A 21,179-nucleotide genomic window follows, 5' to 3' on the forward strand; every position below is an offset into this window, starting at 1 on the left:
AGATCGGCTCCCCGCGCGTTGAGCGCAGGATGACCCCCGCCCCTGCGCCCGCCGCCTGGCTCAACGCCGTCGCGACGGCAACCCCCTCGCACGATATCCACGACGCCTTTATCGGCTGGGCGCGACGTCGCCTGCCCGATCGCGAGGCGAAACTGTTCGACCGCATGGTCGAGCGCGCCGGGATCGGCCATCGCTGGTCGGTGCTGCCGATCGGGGTCGATGGCGGGTCGCCGGTGGCGCCCGGCGGCTTCTATGCCGACGCCATGCCCGGCACCGCCGCGCGGATGACGATCTATGCCGATGCCGCGCCCACGCTGGCGATCGCCGCGATCGAGGGGCTGGGCGATCGCGTGGCACTGGACGGGATCACCCATCTGGTCGTGGCGAGCTGCACCGGCTTCGTCGCGCCCGGCATCGATCAGATCATCGCCGCGCGCATCGGCCTGTCGCCGCGGGTCGAACGGCTGCTGGTCGGGTTCATGGGCTGCTATGCCGCCGTCGCCGCGCTGCGCAGCGCCCGCCACATCGTCCGGTCGCAACCGGAAGCGCGCGTGCTGGTCGTCACGGTCGAATTGTCGACGCTGCACCTGCAACCGGCGACCACGCTGGAGCCGCTGCTGGCGATGCTGCAATTCGGCGACGGCGCCGCCGCCGCGCTGGTGACGGCGGACGAGGGCGGCTTTGCGATCGAGACCCCCTTTGCCGCGACCCTGCCCGATTCGGCGGCGCTGATCCGCTGGGACATCACCGATGCCGGCTTTGCGATGCATTTGTCAGGCGAGGTGCCGGGCCGGATCGCGCAGGCGCTGACCGACCCCGACTTCGCCGCCGCCGCAACCGGGGGCCGGGCGCTGTCGCAGGTCGATGGCTGGGCGGTCCATGCCGGCGGGCGGTCGATCCTCGACGCGGTGGAGCGCAGCCTATCGCTGTCTCCGCAAGCCCTGGCGGCGTCGCGTGGCGTTCTGGCTGCCCATGGCAATATGTCGTCGGCGACGTTGATGTTCGTGCTGGCGGCGATGCTGGACGGAACGCCGGTGGCGAACGGCATCGCGCTGGCCTTCGGTCCCGGCCTTGCCGCCGAAGGCTTCGGCTTTCGGAGCGCGGCATGAGCTTTCCGCGCGCGCACGCCGAAGAGGCGATGGACGATCCTGCCCTCAGCGCCGACTCCTATGCGGCGGTGCTGCGCGATCTGGCGCGGGTCAACACGGTCACCATGGCGGCGCGGCCGACGCTGGCGTTCCTCGACAGCGTCGTGCGGCCGGGCGAGCGGCTGAAGCTGCTCGATGTCGGTTATGGCGATGGCGACATGCTGCGTCGCATCGCCCGCTGGGCGGCGAAACGCGGCGTGGCGGCGGAACTGGTCGGTATCGACCTGAACCCCCGCAGCGAAGCGATCGCCCGTGCCGATACGCCCCCTGCCCTGCCGATCGCCTATCGCACCGGCGACTATGCCGATCTGGCGGGCGAAGGCTGGGACGTGATCGTGTCCAGCCTCGTCGCGCATCACATGACCCATGCGCAGCTGGTCGCGTTCCTGGCGTTCATGGAGGGCGAGGCGGCGCGCGGCTGGTTCGTCAACGACCTGCACCGCCATCGCTTCGCCCATCGCGGCTATCCAATGCTGGCGACGCTGATGCGTTGGCACCCGATCGTCCGCGCCGATGGCACGCTGTCGATCGCGCGATCCTATCGCCCCGCCGAATGGCTCCCGATCCTTGCCGAGGCAGGGGTCGAGGGTGCGGTGGTCCGGCGGCGCTTTCCGTTCCGGCTATGCGTCGAACGCCGGCGCTGATCGCCGGCGGCGGCCCGGCCGGGTCGATCGCCGCGCTGCTGCTCGCGAAGGGCGGTACGACGCCGCTGGTGCTGGAACGGTCGCGCGAGCCGCAGGATGCGCTGTGCGGCGGGTTCCTGTCGTGGCGGACGCTCGAATCGCTGGCGAGCGTCGGGATCGATCCGGCGATGCTGGGCGGGCATGCGGTGCGCCGCGTGGTGCTGTTCGCCGGTAGGGGCCGCGCCGAATCGCCCCTGCCCGCCCCCGCCATCGGCCTGTCGCGCCTGCGCCTCGACGCGCTGCTGCTGGCGGCGGCACGGGATGCCGGTGCGGGCGTCGAACGCGGCGTCACGATCCGCTCGGCCGAGGGCACGACACTGCATACCGGCGATGGCGCAGCGGTGACGGGCGAGACGCTGTTCCTCGCGACCGGCAAGCACGATCTGCGTGGGACGATGCGCGATGCGGTGGTCGGTGACGATCCGGTGATGGGGGTGCGGGTCCGGCTCGCGCAGCATCCGGCGCTGACCCGGCTGGTCGGCGACGCGATCGAGCTGCACGCCTTTGCCGGGGGCTATGCCGGGCTGGTGCTACAGGAGGATGGCAGCGCGAACCTGTGCATGGCGGTGCGCCGGTCGCGGCTGCGCGGCGCGGGCGACCTGCCCGGACTGTTGCGGGTTCTGGCGGACGAACTGCCGGCGCTGGGGGAGCGACTCGCGCATCTGGGCGGCACGCCCGCGATCGATGCCATTGCCAACGTCCCTTACGGCTGGCGGGCACGCGGCACCATGCCCGGCGTCTATCGACTGGGTGACCAGGCCGGGGTAATCCCGTCGCTAGCCGGGGAAGGCATGGGCATCGCCATCGCCAGCGCCATTCGCGCTGCGGCGCATTGGCAGCGTTGCGGACCGGACGGCGCGCACGGGTTCCAGCATGCGCTGCGCCGACGGCTGCACCGACCGATCGCGCTTGCCCGATTGCTGCGGACGCTGGCCGAACAGCCACCCACTCATGCGTTGCTGCTCAACGGCGGGCGGATACCGGGGCTGGTCGGCGCGGCGGCGCGCTGGACCCGGATCGATTCCGTCAGCACCCGTTCAGCAAGTCGTCAGTAGCGCGCGCCATTCCCAATGCGCCTGAGCGCCCGGGGCTTGTGCCGCCGGGGGCGGGCGCGGTATCCGGCGCATCCAGATGGCACGTTCTCCCCAAAGCCCGCAGAAGCGGTCCGCCGCCCCGTCCCGCTGGTGGCGCATCCTGCGCTGGGTGCTGGGGATCGGCTTCGGCCTCGCCATCTTTGGGGCGATCGCGCTGGTCGTGGCGGTCTATAACGCCAAATCGAACCTGCCGAGCTTCAATCAGCTCAAATCCTCGCCCAACGGCCAGATGATCCGGGTGCGTGCGGCGGACGGGTCGATCCTGGTGTCTTTGGGGCCGAGCTATGGCGAGTGGATCCCCTACTCGCAGATTCCGGTACCGATGCGCGAGGCGATGGTGTCGGTCGAGGATCGCCGCTTCCGCTCGCACTGGGGCGTCGATCCGGTGGCGCTGGCGCGCATCACCAAGTTCGCGATCGAGAATCGCGGCACCGGCCGCCGGTTGCAGGGCGCGTCGACCATCACGCAACAGGTCGCGCGCACCATCTTCCTGTCGAACAGCTATACGGTCGGGCGCAAGTTCCGCGAGATCATCCTCGCGCTGGCGCTGGAGCGCAAGTTCACCAAGAACCAGATTCTCGAACTCTATCTGAACAAGGTCTATTTCGGCGGCGGGGCGTACGGGATCGACGCGGCATCGCGGCGCTTCTTCAACCACCCGGCCACCAACCTGTCGCTGTCGGAGGCGGCGGTGATCGCCGGATTGGTCAAGGCGCCGTCGCGCTATTCGCCGACCGCCGATGCCGAAGCCGCCGTCGGGCGCGCGGGCGTCGTGCTGAAGCTGATGCAGGAAACCGGCGCGATCACCGCCAGCGAGGCGATGGACGCCAATCCCGAGGCGATCAAGCTGGCGCCCGAGCCGCAGCAGAACAGCGTGCGCTATTTCACCGACTGGGCGCTGCCGCAGCTCGAAACGCTGATCGACGAGACCGAGGCGCCGCTCGACGTGTGGACCACGCTCGACCCGTCGATGCAGAAGAGCGCCGATACCGCGATCCGCGCCAATGCGCCCGCCGGGGTGCAGGGCGCGCTGGTCGCGCTCGATCGCGACGGCGCGGTCAGGGCGATGGTCGGCGGCAAGGATTACGTGTCCTCGATCTACAACCGCGCGACGCAGGCGACGCGCCAGCCGGGGTCGGCGTGGAAGCTGTTCGTCTATCTGGCCGCGCTGGAAGCCGGCATGAACCCCGACAGCCAGGTCAACGACGCGCCGATCACCATCGACGGCTGGACCCCACGCAACGCCTCGCGCCGGTTCAGCGGACAGGTGTCGCTGCGCACCGCCTTCGCCTATTCGCTCAACACCGTGTCGGCGCGGCTGGGGCAGGAGGTCGGCTTCGCGACCGTCGCCGACATGGCGCGCCGATTCGGCATCACCACGCCGATCAATACCCAGCCGGCGATGGTGCTGGGCACGTCGGACGTGCGGCTGATCGACCTGACCCGCGCCTATGCGTCGGTCGCGAGCGGGGGCACGGCGGTGGTGCCCTATGGCATCACCCGCGTCACCGCCAACGGGCAACTGATTTACCAACACCAGGTCGACAGCTCCCGCGTCCTCGTCGCCCCCTATGTCGCGCAGCAGATGACCGACCTGCTCCAGACCGCGGTCAACACCGGCACCGGCCGCGCGGCGCAGATCGGGCGCCCGGTGGCGGGCAAGACCGGCACGACCACGTCGTACAAGGACGGCTGGTTCATGGGATTCTCGTCGGGCATCACCACCGGCGTATGGATGGGTCGCGACGATGCGAAGGCGGTCGCCGGGCTGCAGGGCGGCACCGCCCCTGCCCGCGCCTTTGCCGCGTTCATGCGGCAGGCGGTGGCCAGCCGCCCGGTCGAGGAGTTCAATACCAAGGTGACGCTGCCCGAATGGCAGGAGGAGCCGGACGCCGAGAGCTATTATGGTGCGCCGGACGACCGGGTCTATGTCGATCCCGACGGCAATCCGGTCGAGCAGCCGGGCGCAACCCAGCCCGATCCGCCGGTCGAAGATGGCAACGCACCGTTGCCGCCGCAGCAGCGCGTACCCGACGAACAACTTGACCAGGAATGGATCGACCGGGCGCTGGGCAGGAACCCGCGCGGCGACCAGCCGCCACCGCCGCGCCGTCCGGCACCGGACCGTCGCCAGCCTCCGCCGGCCGACCGTTACCCGGACGAGGACGCCCGTCCGTACCAGTGAAGCCCCGCACCGTGCGTGCGCAGCCAGCGGCGGGCATCGTTCGGGTTACCCTCGAACAGCGCGTCGACCAGCGCGTGAAAATCGGGGCCGTGGTGCATGTGGACACGGTGGGCGACCTCATGCGCGACGGTAGCCCGACGGACGAAGCCGGGGGCGAGCAACAGCCGCCAGCTGTAGCGGATCGTGCCGTCGCCGCTGCAACTGCCCCAACGCGCCTTGGGATCGCCGATCGCGACTTTGGCGACGGTGACGCCGGCTTTTGCGGCGTAATGGGCGGTGTCTTCGGTGAGGAGGCGCAGCGCTTCGCGTTTCAGCCAGCGTTCGATGCGGGTCGGGAATTGGTCGGACGGGCCGCCGCAGGTGAGTTCCCCATCGGCTTCCGTATCCCCGCGCAGGCGGGGATCCAGGGCGTCGATCGCTGACGGTCGCACTGCTTGGCTCTGGACCCCCGCCTTCGCGGGGGTACGGTCGGCGGCGGGAGTAAGCGCAACCGTCCGCGACGCCCCTTCCCGCCACAACAGCCGCACCGCGCGATCCGCCACCGGCACCACCGCGCCATCGACGAACGGGCGCCCCTGCGGCAGTTTCGCGCGCTGCGCCGCGATCCAGTCGGCCTTCTCCCCCGCCCAGGCGACCGCCTTGGCCAGCGCCATCCGCTTCGGCACGGTCAGGCGCACCCGCCCGGTGGCCGGATCGGCCGACAGCCGCGCGACCCGCGCGCGGGGGTGGCGGACGACCTCGACCCCGTCGATCACAGCGTCCGGTCGGTCAGGTGATGTTCGAGGTCGCCGACGTCATTCTCCGACACGGTCCAGCCGCGCGTCGACTGGCCGGCGGCATGGACGCTCTCCCGGTCCCCGCTGTTGAGATAATGCCAGTCGGGCAAGGGCTTCCCTTCATTGCGCAACCGATAGGCGCAGGTGGAGGGCAGCCATTCGATGTCGCCGACATTGCGGGCGTTCAGTCTCACGCATTCGGGAACATATGCATGGCGGTGGCGATAGTCGCTGCACTGGCCCATGCGGCGGTCGAGCAGCTTGCACGCGACGTTGGTCGCATGGATCTCGCCCGTATCCTCGTCCTCCAGCTTGTGTAGGCAGCATTTGCCGCAGCCGTCGCACAGCGCCTCCCACTGCGCCCGGTCGAGTGCCGCCAGCGGCAGGTCTTCCCAGAAGCGTCCGCTGCTCACCGGACCCATTTCTTCAGTTCGGCGGCGACCGCATCGCCGCCTTCGTCCTGCGGCAGCAGCGCGACCGGCTGGCCTTTGGGGTCCATCAGGATCGCGGTGCGGCTATGGTCCATCAGATATTCGGTGGCGCCGGGCGACTGCTGCTTGGCATAGGTCACGCCATAGGCGCGCGCGGCATCGGCGATCGCCTGCGCACTGCCGGTCAGCCCGACCATGCGCGGGTGGAAGGCGGAGACGAACTTGCCGACCACCGCAGGCCTGTCGCGTTCGGGATCGACCGTCACGAAGATCGGCACGACCTTCGCGCCCAATTCCGGCTCCTCGCTCTCGAACGCCTTCACGCCCGCCGCGATATTCTGCACATCGACCGGGCAGACATCGGGGCAATAGGTGTAACCGAAATACATGATCCGCCACTTGCCGGCGAAATCGGTATCGCGCACGACCTTGCCCGTGGAATCGGTCAGCACGAACGGCCCGCCGATCCGCGCGCCGGCCAGCGGCGGGGTGGCGGCCGGTTCGGGCGCGCCTCCACAGGCGGCAAGGGCCAGCGCGAGCGCCGGAATCACGGTACGCAGGATGCTGTTCATGGTGTTGCCAGCCATGATCTGATAGGCGACGGCTTGCAAGTCGCGTAACGTCCCAGTGGAGCCTGTTCCCATGTCCGCCATCCGCCTCGCCCTCGCCGCCGCGCTGATGCTGCCCGCCGCCGCGCACGCGCAGCAGATGTCGCCGGGCTATGTCTTCCTGAAGGCGATCCGCGACGAGGACGGGAACAAGGTGAACGACATTCTGGGGCAGCCCGGACAGACGATCATCAACACCAAGGACCGCACCACCGGCGAAGGCGCGCTGCACATCGTCGCGAAGAGCGGCAACCTGACCTATCTGCGCTTCCTGCTGGCGAAGGGCGCGAACCCGAACCTGCAGGACAATCGCGGCAACACGCCCGCGCTGCTGGCGGTGGAATCGGGGTCGGTCGAGGCGATCAACGCGCTGGCGGCGCGGAAGGCGAACCTGAATCTCGGCAACAGCAGCGGCGAAACCCCGCTGATCCGCGCGGTACAGCTGCGCAACCTCGACATGGTGCGCACGCTGATCGCCGCCGGTGCCAACCCCGACCAGGCCGACGTCATCGCCGGCATGTCGGCGCGCGACTATGCCAAGCGCGACACGCGGACCCCGGCGCTGCTGAAGGTGATCGAGGAAGCACCGGCAGCCAAGCCCAAGGCGGCGGTCGCCGGTCCTCGCATGTGAGTTCGCCGGCTCGTCGACAGAGTTATCCACAGGGTCGCGTCGCCCGACACCGCCGCTGAGGCCAAGTGGATCGACATTCACGCGCCTATCGTCACCCCGGACCTGTTCCGGGGTCCACCACGCCGCGAACGCTATGGATAGAGGCTCGATCCGCACCGCTTGGCCGCGCCGTGGACCCCGGAACAGGTCCGGGGTGACGAAAATAATGGCGGGCCGCTCTCGTCGTACCGCTGTCCGCGATCAGAACGGTACGTCGTCGTCCAGATCGTCGCCGAAGCCGCCGCCGCCGAAATTGCCGCCCTTGTTGCCGCCGGAATTGAACCCGCCGCCGCTGCCGCCGCCGCGCGATCCGCCGCCGCCATAGCCGCCGCCCGAACCGCCGCCGAAGTCATCGCCGCCACCGAAGTCGCCACCGCCGCGGTTGCCACCGCCGCCGCCCTGGCCGCCGCCGGGACCGTCGAGCATCGTCAGCACGCTGTTGAAGCCCTGCAGCACGATTTCGGTGCTGTACTTGTCCTGGCCGTTCTGGTCCTGCCACTTCCGCGTCTGGAGCTGGCCTTCGATATAGACCTTCGAGCCCTTGCGCAGGAAACGCTCGGCGACGTTGGCCAGCCCTTCGTTGAAGATCGCGACCGAATGCCATTCGGTCTTTTCCTTGCGCTCGCCCGAATTGCGGTCCTTCCACGATTCCGACGTCGCGATGCGCAGGTTCACGACCTTGCCGCCATTCTGGAACGACCGCGATTCCGGGTCGCGGCCCAGATTGCCCACGAGGATGACTTTATTGACGCTGCCGGCCATGGCGCAGTTCTCCGAGAAAAGTATAGCCCGGCTTCCTATGCCACCGGGCTGCGCGACGCCAGTACTTGCCGAAGCGGGGGGCACGGTTCATCGTACCGCGATGGGCGACGTCATCAACCTCAACCGGTTCCGTAAAGGCCGCGACAAGGTCGCCAGGGCGCAGGAGGCGGACGCCAACCGCCGCAAGTTCGGCCGGACCAAGGCGGAGAAGGCGGTCGAGGAAAGCGAGGAGGCGCGGCGGAAGGCATTGCTCGATGGGGCGAAGCTGGACGACTAGCGGCGGTCGGGCAACGCTCGTCATTCCCGCGAAGGCGGGAATCCCGTGCCGCTGACGGTCCTGATACCGGCGCTACCTGAGCGTGTATGGACTCCCGCCTTCGCGGGAGTGACGAAGCCCTACCCCAGCCCGAAGGCGACCGCCGTCCAATAGGTCGCACCCGCCGCGATATAGGCCAGCGCGAAGAGATAGCCGATCATCACCAAAGGCCATTTCCAGCCATTGGTCTCGCGCCGCGCGACCGCGATGGTCGACAGGCATTGCGGCGCGAACACGAACCACGCGAGGAAGGCGAGCGCGGTGGCGAGGCTCCAGCGCCCGGCCAGCCGCCCGCCCAGTTCCTGCGCGCCCTGTTCCTCGTCCGCCGCGTCGATCGCATAGACGGTCTGCAGCGCCGACACCGCGACTTCGCGCGCCGCCATCGCCGGGATCACCGCCAGCGACATTTCATGGTTGAAGCCGATCGGCCGCAGCACGACCTCCAGCCCCGATGCGATCCGCCCGGCGATCGAATATTCCGACTGCTTCACGCCCGCCGGCGCAACCGGATAGGATGTGAGCAGCCACAGCGCGACGGTCACCTGCAGGATGATCGTGCCCGCGCGGCGCAGGAAGACATAGGCGCGCTGCCACAGGCCGATGGCGATGTCGCGGATCGAAGGCAGCTGATAGCGCGGCATCTCCATCAGGAAGCCGCCGCCTACCCCCTTGGTCGCGGTCCGGCGCAGCACGAACGCGGCGATCACGGCGCCCAGGATGCCGGTCAGGTACAGCACCAGCAGCACCAACCCTTGCAGGCCCACCCCCGGCAGTACCTGCCGCGCCGGGATGAACGCGCCGATGATCACCGCATAGACCGGCAGGCGCGCCGAACAGGTCATCAGCGGCGCGATCAGGATCGTGGTCAGCCGCTCCTTCGGATCATCGATCGACCGCGTCGCCATGATGCCGGGAATGGCGCAGGCGAAGGACGACAGCAGCGGGATGAACGCGCGGCCGGACAGGCCGACCCCGCTCATCAACCGGTCCATCAGGAACGCGGCGCGCACCATATAGCCCGATGCTTCGAGCAGCAGGATGAACACGAACAGGATCAGGATCTGCGGCAGGAACACCACCACCGATCCGACACCGTTGATGATCCCTTCGACCAGCAGCGAACGCAGGAAATTGTCGGGCAGGTTGGCGACGGCGGTATCGGCCAGCCAGCCCTGCAACCCCTCGATCCAGCCGATCGGTGCTTCGGACCAGCTGAACACCGCCTGGAACATGACGAACAGGATGGCGAGCAGCAGGATCGGGCCGACCACCGGATGCAGCGCGACGCGGTCAATGCCCCGCGTGACGGCGCGCATCCGCGGCTGTTCGGCGGTCGCGGCGCGCGAGATGCGACGTGCCTCGCGCTGAAAATGGCGGATATCGGCATCGACCGACTCGACCGGCGCGGTGCGCGGTGCCGACGCGAGGATGCCGGCCAGCGCCGCACGCAGTTCGTCCAGCCCGCGCTTGCGCACCGCGACGGTCGCGACCACCGGCAGGCCGAGTTCGGCGGACAGCGCGGCGAGGTCGATCTTCAACCCGTCGCGCGTCGCCATGTCGATCATGTTGAGCGCCAGCACCATCGGCCGCCCCAGCGATTTCAGCTGGAGGACGAAGCGCAGATGATTGTCGAGATTGGTGGCGTCGGCGACGACGATCAGCGCGTCGGGCACCCGCTCGCCCGCCTGCCGCCCCAGCACCACGTCGCGGGTGACCGCTTCGTCGGGGCTGGAGGGATCGAGGCTGTAGGTGCCCGGAAGGTCGACCAGTTCGATCGGGCGTCCGTCGTCCAAGGCAAGGCGCCCCGAATGGCGCTCCACGGTGACGCCGGGATAATTGCCGACCTTCTGCCGCGCGCCGGTTAGCGCGTTGAACAGCGCCGTCTTGCCGGCATTGGGATTGCCGACCAGCGCGACCAGAGGTGCAGGGTTCACGTGAGAGGTGCCGTTCAGCCCGCCAGCGGTGCGACGCGGATCGCGCCAGCGACATGCGCGCGCAGCGCCACCGTCATCCGTCCGATCCGACAGGCCAGCGGCCCGCCCGCCAGCATCGCACGATGGAGCAGTTCGATATCGACCCCTTCGTCGAGGCCGAATTCGCGCAGGCGTCGCGCCTCCGCCGGCGACATGCCCTCCCAATCGACCGATGCGACCGTTGCCCCGCAGGTGCGGGGCAGCTGGGAAAGAGGCAGGTTGGGCGACAACATTGCGACTGATTAGCAATAAGCAGCCGCCAAGGGAAGCGGATTCTTCGCCCGTCGCGGCAGGCGTTTAGACCGCCGGGTAGCGCAGCCGCCCGATGAAGCGCGACAGACTCAACCGCCGTTCGGGATCGCGCGACGACAGGATGCGGCCCTTCATCTTCTCGAACCGCATGATCCCGTCGATCCGCCGCGCCAGGAACGCGCGGGTATCGGCATGGCCGCCGCTTTCGTCGTCGAGGAACACCGCGATCGTCGCGCCATAGACCGCGCCCAGCATCGCCCGCTTGGTATAATGGTTGTAATCGGTCGCCTTGTCGCCGGCCAAGCGCCACATCAGGTCGACCGTCCGCCAGCCGAGCTTCGTCGCGCGCGCGACATTTCGCGGCATGGCGAGGATCGCCAGCGCACGGCGCAGCGCTTCCCGCTCGCCCGCGACCGCCGCCAGCCGCGCCTCGACCAGCGCCGTGATCCTTTCGCGAATCTTCATCGCAGCCAGAGCGTCGGCGCTGACCGCTTCCATCATGCGGCGGTCGATCTCGCCGAACCAGGCATCGATCATCTCGACCGCGCTGCCGCCATAGGCCAGCCGGGCAACATCGGCATCGGCGCCGAAGGTCCGCGCCGCCGCCTCAACCGCCTTGTCGCTCCACCCGTCGAACGCGGCATTGGCCGCGACCAGCGGCGCGAGCGCGGCGCGCAGTTCGTCGAGCGTCAGGTCGGCAGGTGCCAGCGGTGCGATCGCGTCTTCGGTCATGGACCTTAGCTAGGACGCGCAGGGCGAAACGGCAACGGCGGAACCCGTGCGCATCCGACACGCTATGGCGACGTACATGCATCAGAAGGAACCGTCATGGCCGACACCCGCGAAGCGACGCTGTATCGCATGGTCCTGCCCGACCACATCTGCCCGTTCGGGGTAAAGGCCAAGCAGCTGCTGCAATCGGCCGGCTTCACCGTCGACGACCGCATCCTGCGCAGCCGCGAGGAAGTCGACGCGTTCAAGGCGAAGCACGGCGTCGACACCACCCCGCAAGTGTTCATCGATGGCCAGCGCATCGGCGGCAGCGACGATGTGGAACGCTATCTCGCCGACATGTGATCGACGCGCCACGGCGGCGCATTCCTTGCCCGGAGATGGGATTTTACCCCTGCCGCTTAGGCATTCGATCGGCCTATAGGCGGCATCCACGCCGTCTTCGGGAGTTTTCATGCCGTTCCGTTCGCTGGTCGCCCAGCCCGCCGACTCGCTGCTTCGCCTGATCGGGGCGTTCCGTGCCGACCCCCGAGCGCACAAGATCGACCTGGGCGTCGGCGTGTTCCGCGACGATCACGGCCATACCCCGGTGATGCAGGCGGTGAAGCAGGCCGAAATGCGCCTGATCGCGACGCAGGACAGCAAGGCCTATCTGGGGCCGGAGGGCGACAAGGGGTTCGTGGCGCTGCTCGAACCGCTGGTGTTCGGACGGGGTTTCCCGGCGGAGCGCCGCTGCGGATTGCAGACGCCGGGCGGCACCGGCGCGCTGCGGCTGGGCGCCGAGCTGCTGGCCAAGGCCGGGGTGCGCCGCATCCTGGTCGGCCAGCCGAGCTGGGCCAACCACGCTCCGGTCTTTGCCGCCGCCGGCATCGTCGTGGTGCCGCACGCGATGTTCGACATGGGCGCGCAACGTATCGACCTGCCCGCACTTCGCGCGGCAATCGGGCAGGCGGAGGCGGGCGACGCGATCCTGCTGCACGGTTGCTGCCACAATCCGACCGGGATCGATCCGACGGCGGAGGAATGGCGCGCGATCGCCGATGCGGTCGCGGACAGCCGGCTCGTGCCGTTCATCGACCTTGCCTATCAGGGGCTGGGCGACGGCATGGAGGCCGATGCCGCCGGCACGCGCATGGTGCTGGACGCGGTGCCGTTCGCGGTCGTCGCCTATTCGTGCGACAAGAATTTCGGGCTGTACCGCGAACGCACCGGCGCGCTGTGGGCGACCACGCCCGAGCCGCAAGCGCGCGACATCGTGCTGTCGAACCTGCTGGCGCTGGCCCGCGCCAACTGGTCGATGCCGCCCGACCATGGTGCGGCAGCGGTGCGGATCGTATTGGAAAATGAGCAGCTCGCCGCCGACTGGCGCGGCGAACTGGATGCGCTGCGTACCCGGTTGCAGGGGCTGCGCGGCGAGCTGGCGGCGCTGGGACAGGTGGGGTCGGTCGATCTCGCCCCACTGGCGCAGGGCAAGGGCATGTTCGCGACGCTGCCGCTGACCCCGGCGCAGATCGAATGGCTGCGCGCGACCCACGGCATCTACATGGCGGGATCGGGCCGGATCAACATCGCCGGCTTTGCCCCCGGCGACATCGCCCGATTCGGCGAGGCGTTGGTCGACCTGGGTCGTGCCGGAATCGCCTGAGCTATCTGTCGGCTGAGCGGCGTGCGCTGACGATCACCAGCGCCGCCGCCACCAGCACTGCGCCGACCGCATCCATCGGCCCCAGCCGCTCGCCATAGGCCAGCCAGCCGATCGTCGCGCCGACCACCGGCTGCACCAGCAGGGCGAGGCCGACGACCAGCGGGCTGAGATGGCCCAGCGCGTAGATCATCAGCCCCTGCCCTGCGATCTGGCTGATCAGCGCCAGCGCGATCAGCGGGGTCCAGTGCTGCGGCATGATCGGCTCGCCCAGCGCCAGTGCGAACGCCAGCAACGGCAGCACGCTGGCGACACTCGACAGCGCCAGCGCGGGCAGCGGCGCCATCGTCCGCCGCACGCCGCGCATCACGATGAAATAGACCGCGTAAAGCACCCCGGCGAGCAGGCAGAACAGATCGCCGGCCAGATGGCGCGACGACAATTCCGCCGACCGGCCCAGCAGCAACAGGCCCCCGACCGCCGCCAGCAGCAGCGCCAGCCCCTGCGCCCGGGTCGGCCAGCGCCGCATCGCGATGAAGCCGTAGATCGGAAAGATCAGTACCGCGCAATTCCCGAACAGCGTGGCATTGGCCATGGTCGTGCGGCGAATGCCGATATGCCACGACCCCAGATCGATCGCGAAGGCCACCCCGCCGATCAGCAACGGCACCAGCAGCGCGCGCGTCGGCAGCAATGCCCGGCGGTCGCTCCATCCCGCCATCGCCAGCAGCACCGGCAATGCCAGCGCGATCCGCCAGAACGCCGCCGCCACTGGTCCGGTATCGGCCATGCGTACGAACCAAGGGCCGAATGCGAGGGCGATGTTCGCGCAGACCACGGCAACAATCGCGCCGCTCGGCGTTCTTGGGGGCGACATAGCATTTGTTTCAGGCGGGGCCGGCTGCATGCCGCCCCCTACCGCCCTATCTGTGCGACGTCGCCTGCCTTTGTGCAGCTTTCGGGAGTTTTCGTTTATGCCCAGTCTCTTCGATCCTATCGCGTTGGGCGATATCCAGGCGCCGAACCGGGTGCTGATGGCGCCGCTGACCCGGGGCCGCGGCACGCGTGAGCATGTGCCGACCGCGATCATGGCCGACTATTATGCCCAGCGCGCGTCCGCCGGCCTGCTGATTTCCGAAGGCACCGGGATCAGTCGCGAAGGGCTGGGCTGGCCGTTCGCGCCGGGGCTGTGGACCGACGAACAGGTCGAGGCGTGGAAGCCGATCACCGACGCCGTCCATGCCGCCGGCGGCCGCATCGTGACCCAGTTGTGGCACATGGGCCGGGTGGTCCATCCCGATTTCCTGGACGGTGCCGCACCCCTGTCCTCCTCGGCGACCACGGCGCCGGGCAAGGCGCATACCTATGACGGCAAGAAACCCTATGAACAGGCGCGCTCTGCAACGCTGGACGATATCGCGCGCGTGCTCGACGATTATTCGCGTGCGGCGCGCAATGCCAAGGCGGCGGGGTTCGACGGCGTCCAGCTGCACGCCGCCAATGGCTATCTGATCGACCAGTTCCTGCGCGACGGGGCCAACCATCGCGACGACGCCTATGGCGGCAGCCCGGAAAATCGCATCCGCCTGCTCGGCGAAGTCGTCGACCGGCTGATCGCCGAGGTCGGCGCCGGCCGGACCGCGGTCCGCTTCTCGCCCAATGGCGACACGCAGGGTGTGGTTGACAGCGATCCGGTGTCGGTGTTCGTGCCTGCCGCAAAGCTGCTGTCGGACAAGGGTATCGCCTTCCTCGAACTGCGCGAACCTGGCCCCGACGGCACCTTCGGCAGCGCGACCCAGCCGCGCGTCTCGCCCGAAATCCGCAAGGTCTTTGCCGGCCCGCTGGTGCTGAACCAGGATTATGATGGCGCGCGGGCGCAGGCCGAACTCGATAGCGGGATCGCCGATGCCATCGCCTTTGGCCGTCCGTTCCTCGCCAATCCCGACCTGCCGGCCCGGTTGGAGCGCGACGCGCCGCTCAACAAGGACGACATGGCGACGTGGTATTCGCACGGGCCGGAAGGCTATATCGACTATCCGACGCTGGAGCGCGAACCGGCCTGACGCCGCCGCCGCGCTGTCCGGCGTCCGGCAGCGCGGCGTAGCTCCGTAGCATCGCTGGTGCGGATCGTCTGGAGGGTCGAGCGGATCGACCGTCCCGGTGGCCCCCGCCATCACCAACGAAAAAGGGCGACCGTTGCCGGCCGCCCTTTTTCGTTCGGTTCGGATCGCGCGCCGATCAGGCGGCGGTCTTTTCCTTGTTATAGATCGCCGCAGCATCCCGCAGGATTTCGATGATCCGCTCCAGCGCCTTCGGCTCGTCGACCTGCTCCATCGCCGCCAGTTCGCGCGCCAGACGGCTAGCCGCGGCTTCGAAGATCTGGCGTTCGGAATAGCTCTGCTCGGGCTGGTCGTCGGCACGGAACAGGTCGCGGACCACTTCGGCAATCGACACCAGGTCGCCCGAATTGATCTTCGCTTCATATTCCTGCGCGCGACGCGACCACATGGTCCGCTTGACCTTGGGCTTTCCCTTCAGCGTTTCCATCGCTTCGCGCATCGTCTTGTCCGACGACAGCTTGCGCATGCCGACGCTTTCCGCCTTGTTGGTCGGAACGCGCAGCGTCATGCGTTCCTTTTCGAAGCGGAGCACATAGAGTTCGAGTTGCATGCCAGCGATTTCGCTACGCTGGAGTTCGATCACACGGCCGACGCCGTGCTTGGGGTACACGACATAATCGCCGACATCGAAGGACAATGCCTTGGCAGCCATTGGTAACCTTTCCGTGGTCGTCGTCCCGAAAGCATCGCTTACTGCCAACGCTGGATCGGGCGGCGGCAGGTCGGGCGACACGGGACGTTGCTAAAGGTGGTCTCCGGGCGGGGCATGAAACTGCCGCCGTCACGTGTGATTATAGCAACGTTGCAACAAAATTACCAGCGCAAAGCCGAAGGGCCGGAACCGCTGCTGCGGCCCGGCCTCGGTTTCACGTGGAACATGGTGGCTGGCGTCAGTCGCCCGCGCCAGGCTCGGCCGAGAAATGCTCGATCTTGTTCTCGACGCCCTTCCACTGATCGGCATCGGGCGGGGTCTGGTTGGCGTTGCGGGTCACGTTGGGCCACTGCGCCGAATAGGTGTTGTTCAGCTCCAGCCACTGCTCCAGCCCGCTTTCGGTATCGGGCAGGATCGCTTCGGCGGGGCATTCCGGCTCGCACACACCGCAATCGATGCATTCGCTCGGGTTGATGACGAGCATATTCTCGCCTTCATAGAAGCAATCGACCGGACACACCTCGACGCAGTCCATATATTTGCAGCGGATGCAGGCGTCGGTGACGACGTAGGTCATGGGTCCGTCCAAACTCCGAGAAATCGTATCGCGACCGCGTTATGCCGGGTCGTCGCCCCCGTCAACGGGGCCGGACCCTGTCGGTTCCAGCAGGGTGTAGAGCGTACGCGCTTCGGCGGGCGGCCCGCGTCGGATCGGCAACGCCTCGACCCGCAGGATATACACGCGGGCATCTTGTGGAAAGGCGATGACCATCCCGACGCGTACCGGACAATGCGCGCGCTCGATCCTACGGCCATCGAGGCGCAGCGTACCGCGTTCGGCGATCGCCTGCGCCGCGCTGCGCGTCTTGGCGAATCGGGCATACCACAGGAACATGTCGAGCCGCATGTGCGGCACCGGTTCCGGCGCGCGTGCCGCCATCAGCGGTCGAACCCCAGTTCAGCGAGCGCGGCAAAGGCATTGCCCGGTCGCGCGACCGGACGCGGGGTCGGCGTCGGTGCCCGGCGGCGCGCGGGTGCCCAGCGCCATTGGGGCACATCGCCCGCTGGCGCGCTCGGCCGGAAGCCCAGCTTCGCCATCAGCCGTACGATCGTTTCCGGCTTCAGCCCCATCGATACCGCCAGCGCCGGATCGGGGGCGAACGGCGCATGCCCCTTGCGCGCGTCATGTGCCGCCTGGGCCAGCCGTTCGATCAGGTCGACGCGTACCGCCTGCGGACCGAAGCGACGGAAGCCCCACGCCCCCTGCCCGACCGGCAGCACCGTCGCCCCGGTCGGCGCCAGCGGCTCGACCGGATGCCCGTCACGTGCCGCCAGCAGCGCAGCGCGCCACCGGGCCGCCGCCGGTTTGAAAAGGCGCGCATCGAACAGGTCGAGCGCGCCGATCAACACCCCTGCCTTGCGCAGCCGCCGCCGGTCGTCGCCGTCGAGCGGCGCCAGCATCACATCGAACCCGTCGCGCGGGGCAATGCCGCCGACCTCGGTCAGCGCCGCCGCGACCGCGCGCAGCGATCCGCTGGCCGCCGGATCACGCGCAAGGGCTGCCAGCGCGCCGAGCGTCGGTGCCCGGCGCGCGACATCGCTTTGCACCCAGGCTGCCAACCGGTCGCGCACCTGCCCCTGCGCCGTGCGGTCGAGCACGTAGAGGCTACGGTCCAGCGTCACCACCGGCCGGTCGAGCGTCGTGCCGCCGGTCAAGGTCGCGACGGTCAGCCCGTTCCACGTCAGTTCGGGCACCGCCCCCGGTTCGGCTGAGAGCGACAATTCGGCGTCCGTCGCCGCGACCAGTTCGGCGCCGCGCTTGCGCAGTTCGCCGGCCAGCCCCTTTTCAGCGGCGGCGATCAACAGCCTCTTGTCGGCGACGCGCGTGTCGGACGATACTTCGAACCGGAAGCCGGTCAGCCGGCCCAGCGCATGGCCATCGACGCTGACCGATCCGTCCGCCGCGACATCGACCGGCAGGTCGGCGGCACCGGCACCGATCCGCCGCAACAACACCGTCGTCCGCTGATCGACGAAACGCTGCCGCAACCGGTCATGGAGCGCGTCGGACAGCTTCTCCTCGACGCCGCGCGTCCGCGCCGCCCAATGTTCGGGGTCGAGCAGCCAGTCGGCGCGGTGGGCAATATAGGCCCAGCTGCGTGCCGCCGCGATTCGCCCGGCGATCGTCTCAACATCGCCGTTCATCTGGTCGAGCCGCTGCAGTTCGTCCGCGAACCATTGGTGCGGGATATGCCCCGCCCCTTCGCTCAGATGACCGAAGATTCGCCCGACGAAACGACTATGCGGGTCGGGGCCGAGCTTGCGGAAATCGGGCAGGCCGCACGCGGACCAGAGCCGCCGGACCATCGCCGGGGATCGCGTGCGGGCGCGGACCCAATCCTCCTCGGCCAGCCGTTTCAGCACGATCAGGTCGATCGCTTCCGGCGCGGCGGTCAGCACCGGATGGTTCGGTCGCGCTTCGAGGCTGTCGATCAGCGCGTCGATGCTGGAGAAGTCCGGCTCGCCGCTGCGCCAGTAGAGCCGTTCCAGCGGCGGCACATGATGCCCCTCGATCGCCAGCACTTCCTCCGGCGTAAAGGCGTTCGGCCCTTCCTCGACCAGCGCGCCGAAGGTGCCGTCGCGGTGGTGCCGCCCGGCGCGCCCGGCGATCTGCGCCATCTCGGCGATGGTCAGCCGCCGTTGCCGCCGCCCGTCGAACTTGCGCAGGCTGGCAAAGGCGACATGCGCGACGTCGAGGTTCAGCCCCATCCCGATCGCGTCGGTCGCGACCAGATAATCGACCTCACCCGACTGGAACATCGCGACCTGTGCATTGCGGGTGCGTGGGGACAGCGCACCCATCACCACCGCCGCACCGCCGCGCATCCGGCGGATCGCCTCCGCCACGGCATAAACCTCTTCGGACGAGAAGGCGACGATCGCCGACCGGCGCGGCAGGCGCGACAGCTTGCGCGCGCCGGCATAGCTGAGCGTCGAGAAGCGCGGACGCGAGATGATCTCGGCATCCTTCACCAGCGCGCGGACCATCGGTTTCAGCGAATCGGATCCGAGGATCATCGTCTCCTCCCGCCCCCGTGCGCGCAGCAGCCGATCGGTAAAGACATGGCCGCGTTCCGGATCGGCGCCCAGCTGCGCCTCGTCCAGCGCGACGAACGCCGTCTCCCGCTCCAGCGGCATCGATTCGGCGGTACACAGGAACCAGCGCGCCTTGGGCGGGACGATGCGCTCCTCTCCGGTCACCAGTGCGACATTCTCCACGCCTTTCATCGCGACGACGCGGTCGTAATTCTCGCGCGCCAGCAACCGAAGCGGGAAACCGATCATTCCCGAGGCATGACCGCACATCCGCTCGATCGCGAGATAGGTCTTGCCGGTATTGGTCGGCCCCAGCACTGCCGTGACCGGGCTACGCGCGAACTGGCTCATCTCGCACAACATCGGGGGTCGCAGGCGCCGGTGCAACGGGTTTCGCGGGTTCCCGCAAAGCTTTCGTCCGGTCGCAGCATGGCCACGCTCCGTCGCAGCCGAATCTGAGGCCGCCGTGGTTCATTTGACTTTAAAGTTTTGGCTTCACAGGGGAAGCAGACCGGGCCGGGTCGGGCGGCCGTCTCTGGGGGCTGGGTGTGTTCCTGCGCACCGATCATGGACTGGAACTGGCGGGCGGCACCAGCGCATTGCGCTTCGGGCGTGCCCCGGTCCTGTCCGCACCAGCCCGCACCGCCGAATGGCGCGGCCGTATCGAATCGTTTGGCTGGACCCCGGATTTGGGCGCCGCAATCGGATCGCGCGACTGGTGGCGGGGCCTGGCGACCTGCACCGCATTATGCGCCGCCGTCTGGGCATTGGCACCGTCCTGGAACCGGCCGATCCTCAGCACCGTTCCCGCGCCGCTCGACGGCAGCGCGCTGGACGAGGCGCGCAGCCTGTCTTTCGGTGCAAGCGCGCTGGGCGGCACCAGCGGCATGCGGCTCGCCGCCACGTCGCGCGTCGTGCCGCTCGCCAACACCCCTGAACGGCCGATCGTCGAGGCGACCGCAACGCTGGGTGGCGGCATCGCCAGCGCGCTCGAACGTACCGGAGTCGGTGCCAACGAAGCGCGCGAGGCGGCGGCGCTCGTCGCAGGCCGGGTCGATCCGGCCGAACTGACACCCGGCACCCGGCTCGACATTACGCTCGGCCGGCGTGACAGCCCGTCCCAGCCGCGACCGCTCGAACATCTCGCTTTCCGCGCCAGGTTCGACCTCGCGCTCGAAATCGTCCGCGAAGGCGGTACGCTACGGCTCGATGCCCGACCGATCGCGATCGACCATACGCCGCTGCGCATCCGCGGCCGGGTCGGCGCCAGCCTGTACCGCGCCGCCCGCGCCGCCGGGGCCCCGGCCAAGGCGGTCGAATCCTATATCCGCACCGTCTCCGGACTCGTGCCGATGGGGCAGGTCGGACAGGATGATTCGTTCGACCTGATCGTCGAACAGGCCCGCGCCGCCACCGGCGAAGTCCAGCTGGGCCAACTGCTCTATGCCGGTCTTTCAGGACGCCGCGACGTGCGCCTGGTCCGCTGGCAGGATGGCAGCCGTACCGAATGGCTCGATCCCAAGGGCGTGGGCGAGCGCAAGGGTACGATGATGTGGCCGGTCGCCGCGCGCATCTCGTCCAATTTCGGCTGGCGTGTGCATCCGGTGCTGGGCTTCCGTCGCCTGCACAAGGGCATGGACTTCGCCGCCGCCTATGGCAGCCCGATCCGGGCGACCACCGACGGACGGGTGGCCAGCGCCGGCTGGCATGGCGGCTATGGCAATTTTGTGAAACTCGACCATGGCGGCGGTCTCGCCACCGGCTATGGCCATATGAGCCGGATCGTGGTGCGCGCGGGCAGCCGCGTGTCGCAGGGGCAGGTGATCGGCTATGTCGGGTCGACCGGTCTGTCGACCGGCCCGCACCTGCATTACGAGCTTTGGAAGAACGGCGTGCCGGTCAATCCACGGTCGGTGGCGTTCGCCACCGTGCAGCAGCTGCAGGGCGACGAACTGGTCCGCTTCCGCCGGCATGTCGCCGGACTGATGGGCGTCGCGGCGCGCTGACCCGCCTGCTTTGAACGGACTTCGGTCCGGCAA

The 21,179-nt window shown here is 68.7% G+C and carries 22 protein-coding genes; 10 read left to right on the plus strand and 12 right to left on the minus strand.

Features of this window, described 5'->3' with window-relative positions; genetic code table 11:
- Positions 1 to 29: 29 nt before the first annotated feature.
- From AVT10_RS13735 to AVT10_RS13750, 4 genes are all read left to right on the plus strand, one after another.
- A complete protein-coding gene (locus AVT10_RS13735) occupies positions 30 to 1,109 on the plus strand; it encodes a type III polyketide synthase (RefSeq protein ID WP_066692516.1) in 1,080 nt (359 codons plus the stop codon).
- Positions 1,106 to 1,792, plus strand: a complete 687-nt coding sequence (locus tag AVT10_RS13740; RefSeq protein ID WP_066692518.1) for a methyltransferase domain-containing protein — start codon at positions 1,106 to 1,108, stop codon at positions 1,790 to 1,792. The genes AVT10_RS13735 and AVT10_RS13740 overlap by 4 nt, the downstream gene beginning before the upstream one ends.
- A complete protein-coding gene (locus tag AVT10_RS13745; protein WP_066692519.1) occupies positions 1,771 to 2,886 on the plus strand; it encodes an NAD(P)/FAD-dependent oxidoreductase in 1,116 nt (371 codons plus the stop codon). The genes AVT10_RS13740 and AVT10_RS13745 overlap by 22 nt, the downstream gene beginning before the upstream one ends.
- Before the next feature lie 76 nt (positions 2,887 to 2,962).
- Positions 2,963 to 5,110, plus strand: a complete 2,148-nt coding sequence (locus AVT10_RS13750; protein ID WP_066692520.1) for a transglycosylase domain-containing protein — start codon at positions 2,963 to 2,965, stop codon at positions 5,108 to 5,110.
- On the opposite strand, the gene AVT10_RS13755 is transcribed toward AVT10_RS13750, so the two are convergent.
- Genes AVT10_RS13755 through AVT10_RS13765 form a run of 3 tightly spaced genes read right to left on the minus strand, consistent with a single transcriptional unit; the run spans position 5,077 to position 6,904 of the window.
- A complete protein-coding gene (locus AVT10_RS13755; protein WP_066692521.1) occupies positions 5,077 to 5,865 on the minus strand; it encodes a M48 family metallopeptidase in 789 nt (262 codons plus the stop codon). The two genes, AVT10_RS13750 and AVT10_RS13755, sit on opposite strands and share 34 nt — an antisense overlap.
- A complete protein-coding gene (locus tag AVT10_RS13760; protein ID WP_066692527.1) occupies positions 5,862 to 6,308 on the minus strand; it encodes a YcgN family cysteine cluster protein in 447 nt (148 codons plus the stop codon). Before AVT10_RS13760 ends, AVT10_RS13755 begins: the two co-directional genes overlap by 4 nt.
- Complete coding sequence (locus AVT10_RS13765) at positions 6,296 to 6,904, minus strand: SCO family protein (RefSeq protein WP_066692822.1); 609 nt, start codon at positions 6,902 to 6,904, stop codon at positions 6,296 to 6,298. The genes AVT10_RS13760 and AVT10_RS13765 overlap by 13 nt, the downstream gene beginning before the upstream one ends.
- 55 nt (positions 6,905 to 6,959) lie before the next feature.
- On the opposite strand from AVT10_RS13765, the gene AVT10_RS13770 reads away from it, so the two are divergent.
- Entirely contained in the window at positions 6,960 to 7,556 is a 597-nt protein-coding gene (locus AVT10_RS13770; protein WP_066692530.1) for an ankyrin repeat domain-containing protein, read from the plus strand.
- 240 nt (positions 7,557 to 7,796) lie between these two features.
- Here AVT10_RS13770 and ssb read toward each other — a convergent pair whose 3' ends face one another.
- Positions 7,797 to 8,357 (minus strand): single-stranded DNA-binding protein, encoded by a 561-nt coding sequence (gene ssb / locus AVT10_RS13775; protein WP_066692532.1) that lies wholly within the window; start codon positions 8,355 to 8,357, stop codon positions 7,797 to 7,799.
- Positions 8,358 to 8,394: 37 nt separating this feature from the next.
- On the opposite strand from ssb, the gene AVT10_RS17925 reads away from it, so the two are divergent.
- The gene (locus AVT10_RS17925) at positions 8,395 to 8,634 is read left to right on the plus strand and encodes a DUF4169 family protein (RefSeq protein ID WP_332307353.1); all 240 of its coding nucleotides are present in this window, start codon (positions 8,395 to 8,397) and stop codon (positions 8,632 to 8,634) included.
- A 119-nt stretch (positions 8,635 to 8,753) separates the two neighbouring features.
- Here AVT10_RS17925 and feoB read toward each other — a convergent pair whose 3' ends face one another.
- The 3 genes from feoB to AVT10_RS13790 all read right to left on the minus strand — a co-directional run bounded on the left by feoB (position 8,754) and on the right by AVT10_RS13790 (position 11,630).
- Positions 8,754 to 10,607, minus strand: a complete 1,854-nt coding sequence (gene feoB, locus AVT10_RS13780) for a ferrous iron transporter B (protein ID WP_066692537.1) — start codon at positions 10,605 to 10,607, stop codon at positions 8,754 to 8,756.
- Between the two features lie 14 nt (positions 10,608 to 10,621).
- Positions 10,622 to 10,879 carry a FeoA family protein gene (locus tag AVT10_RS13785; protein ID WP_066692545.1) on the minus strand — a complete coding sequence of 86 codons (258 nt, stop codon included), beginning with the start codon at positions 10,877 to 10,879 and terminating at the stop codon, positions 10,622 to 10,624.
- Positions 10,880 to 10,943: 64 nt separating this feature from the next.
- Complete coding sequence (locus AVT10_RS13790) at positions 10,944 to 11,630, minus strand: COQ9 family protein (RefSeq protein WP_066692549.1); 687 nt, start codon at positions 11,628 to 11,630, stop codon at positions 10,944 to 10,946.
- A 96-nt stretch (positions 11,631 to 11,726) separates the two neighbouring features.
- On the opposite strand from AVT10_RS13790, the gene AVT10_RS13795 reads away from it, so the two are divergent.
- Positions 11,727 to 11,975 carry a glutaredoxin domain-containing protein gene (locus AVT10_RS13795; RefSeq protein WP_066692551.1) on the plus strand — a complete coding sequence of 83 codons (249 nt, stop codon included), beginning with the start codon at positions 11,727 to 11,729 and terminating at the stop codon, positions 11,973 to 11,975.
- Between the two features lie 109 nt (positions 11,976 to 12,084).
- A complete protein-coding gene (locus tag AVT10_RS13800) occupies positions 12,085 to 13,275 on the plus strand; it encodes an amino acid aminotransferase (RefSeq protein WP_066692553.1) in 1,191 nt (396 codons plus the stop codon).
- Between the two features lies 1 nt (position 13,276).
- Here the strand turns inward: AVT10_RS13800 and AVT10_RS13805 are convergent, their stop codons facing one another.
- A complete protein-coding gene (locus AVT10_RS13805; protein WP_232308025.1) occupies positions 13,277 to 14,062 on the minus strand; it encodes a DMT family transporter in 786 nt (261 codons plus the stop codon).
- 184 nt (positions 14,063 to 14,246) lie between these two features.
- Between AVT10_RS13805 and AVT10_RS13810 the strand changes: the two genes are divergently transcribed.
- A complete protein-coding gene (locus AVT10_RS13810; RefSeq protein ID WP_066692556.1) occupies positions 14,247 to 15,335 on the plus strand; it encodes an alkene reductase in 1,089 nt (362 codons plus the stop codon).
- A gap of 175 nt (positions 15,336 to 15,510) precedes the next feature.
- Here the strand turns inward: AVT10_RS13810 and AVT10_RS13815 are convergent, their stop codons facing one another.
- The 4 genes from AVT10_RS13815 to AVT10_RS13830 all read right to left on the minus strand — a co-directional run bounded on the left by AVT10_RS13815 (position 15,511) and on the right by AVT10_RS13830 (position 19,491).
- Positions 15,511 to 16,044 carry a CarD family transcriptional regulator gene (locus AVT10_RS13815; protein WP_055757298.1) on the minus strand — a complete coding sequence of 178 codons (534 nt, stop codon included), beginning with the start codon at positions 16,042 to 16,044 and terminating at the stop codon, positions 15,511 to 15,513.
- Positions 16,045 to 16,282: 238 nt separating this feature from the next.
- The gene (gene fdxA, locus AVT10_RS13820) at positions 16,283 to 16,621 is read right to left on the minus strand and encodes a ferredoxin FdxA (protein ID WP_066692559.1); all 339 of its coding nucleotides are present in this window, start codon (positions 16,619 to 16,621) and stop codon (positions 16,283 to 16,285) included.
- A 39-nt stretch (positions 16,622 to 16,660) separates the two neighbouring features.
- Positions 16,661 to 16,984: an RNA-binding S4 domain-containing protein gene (locus AVT10_RS13825; RefSeq protein ID WP_232308026.1), complete on the minus strand. Its 324-nt coding sequence runs from the start codon at positions 16,982 to 16,984 to the stop codon at positions 16,661 to 16,663.
- The gene (locus AVT10_RS13830) at positions 16,984 to 19,491 is read right to left on the minus strand and encodes a helicase-related protein (protein ID WP_066692563.1); all 2,508 of its coding nucleotides are present in this window, start codon (positions 19,489 to 19,491) and stop codon (positions 16,984 to 16,986) included. Before AVT10_RS13830 ends, AVT10_RS13825 begins: the two co-directional genes overlap by 1 nt.
- 197 nt (positions 19,492 to 19,688) lie before the next feature.
- On the opposite strand from AVT10_RS13830, the gene AVT10_RS13835 reads away from it, so the two are divergent.
- On the plus strand, positions 19,689 to 21,146 hold the full coding sequence (locus tag AVT10_RS13835; protein WP_066692567.1) for a M23 family metallopeptidase: 1,458 nt from the start codon (positions 19,689 to 19,691) through the stop codon (positions 21,144 to 21,146).
- The last annotated feature ends 33 nt before the right edge of the window (positions 21,147 to 21,179 follow it).

The sequence above is a fragment of the Sphingomonas hankookensis genome (assembly GCF_001619955.1).
In the GTDB taxonomy this organism is placed as follows: Bacteria; Pseudomonadota; Alphaproteobacteria; order Sphingomonadales; family Sphingomonadaceae; genus Sphingomonas; species Sphingomonas hankookensis_A.

Bases quoted from the DNA above. Each gene is read 5' to 3' on its own strand.
- AVT10_RS13735 (WP_066692516.1), top strand. From the start codon at position 30: ATGACCCCCGCCCCTGCGCCCGCCGCCTGGCTCAACGCCGTCGCGACG.
- AVT10_RS13740 (WP_066692518.1), top strand. From the start codon at position 1,106: ATGAGCTTTCCGCGCGCGCACGCCGAAGAGGCGATGGACGATCCTGCC.
- AVT10_RS13745 (WP_066692519.1), top strand. From the start codon at position 1,771: ATGCGTCGAACGCCGGCGCTGATCGCCGGCGGCGGCCCGGCCGGGTCG.
- AVT10_RS13750 (WP_066692520.1), top strand. From the start codon at position 2,963: ATGGCACGTTCTCCCCAAAGCCCGCAGAAGCGGTCCGCCGCCCCGTCC.
- AVT10_RS13760 (WP_066692527.1), bottom strand. From the start codon at position 6,308: ATGGGTCCGGTGAGCAGCGGACGCTTCTGGGAAGACCTGCCGCTGGCG.
- AVT10_RS13765 (WP_066692822.1), bottom strand. From the start codon at position 6,904: ATGGCTGGCAACACCATGAACAGCATCCTGCGTACCGTGATTCCGGCG.
- AVT10_RS13770 (WP_066692530.1), top strand. From the start codon at position 6,960: ATGTCCGCCATCCGCCTCGCCCTCGCCGCCGCGCTGATGCTGCCCGCC.
- ssb (WP_066692532.1), bottom strand. From the start codon at position 8,357: ATGGCCGGCAGCGTCAATAAAGTCATCCTCGTGGGCAATCTGGGCCGC.
- AVT10_RS17925 (WP_332307353.1), top strand. From the start codon at position 8,395: ATGCCACCGGGCTGCGCGACGCCAGTACTTGCCGAAGCGGGGGGCACG.
- AVT10_RS13785 (WP_066692545.1), bottom strand. From the start codon at position 10,879: ATGTTGTCGCCCAACCTGCCTCTTTCCCAGCTGCCCCGCACCTGCGGG.
- AVT10_RS13790 (WP_066692549.1), bottom strand. From the start codon at position 11,630: ATGACCGAAGACGCGATCGCACCGCTGGCACCTGCCGACCTGACGCTC.
- AVT10_RS13795 (WP_066692551.1), top strand. From the start codon at position 11,727: ATGGCCGACACCCGCGAAGCGACGCTGTATCGCATGGTCCTGCCCGAC.
- AVT10_RS13800 (WP_066692553.1), top strand. From the start codon at position 12,085: ATGCCGTTCCGTTCGCTGGTCGCCCAGCCCGCCGACTCGCTGCTTCGC.
- AVT10_RS13805 (WP_232308025.1), bottom strand. From the start codon at position 14,062: ATGGCCGATACCGGACCAGTGGCGGCGGCGTTCTGGCGGATCGCGCTG.
- AVT10_RS13810 (WP_066692556.1), top strand. From the start codon at position 14,247: ATGCCCAGTCTCTTCGATCCTATCGCGTTGGGCGATATCCAGGCGCCG.
- AVT10_RS13815 (WP_055757298.1), bottom strand. From the start codon at position 16,044: ATGGCTGCCAAGGCATTGTCCTTCGATGTCGGCGATTATGTCGTGTAC.
- fdxA (WP_066692559.1), bottom strand. From the start codon at position 16,621: ATGACCTACGTCGTCACCGACGCCTGCATCCGCTGCAAATATATGGAC.
- AVT10_RS13825 (WP_232308026.1), bottom strand. From the start codon at position 16,984: ATGGCGGCACGCGCGCCGGAACCGGTGCCGCACATGCGGCTCGACATG.
- AVT10_RS13830 (WP_066692563.1), bottom strand. From the start codon at position 19,491: ATGAGCCAGTTCGCGCGTAGCCCGGTCACGGCAGTGCTGGGGCCGACC.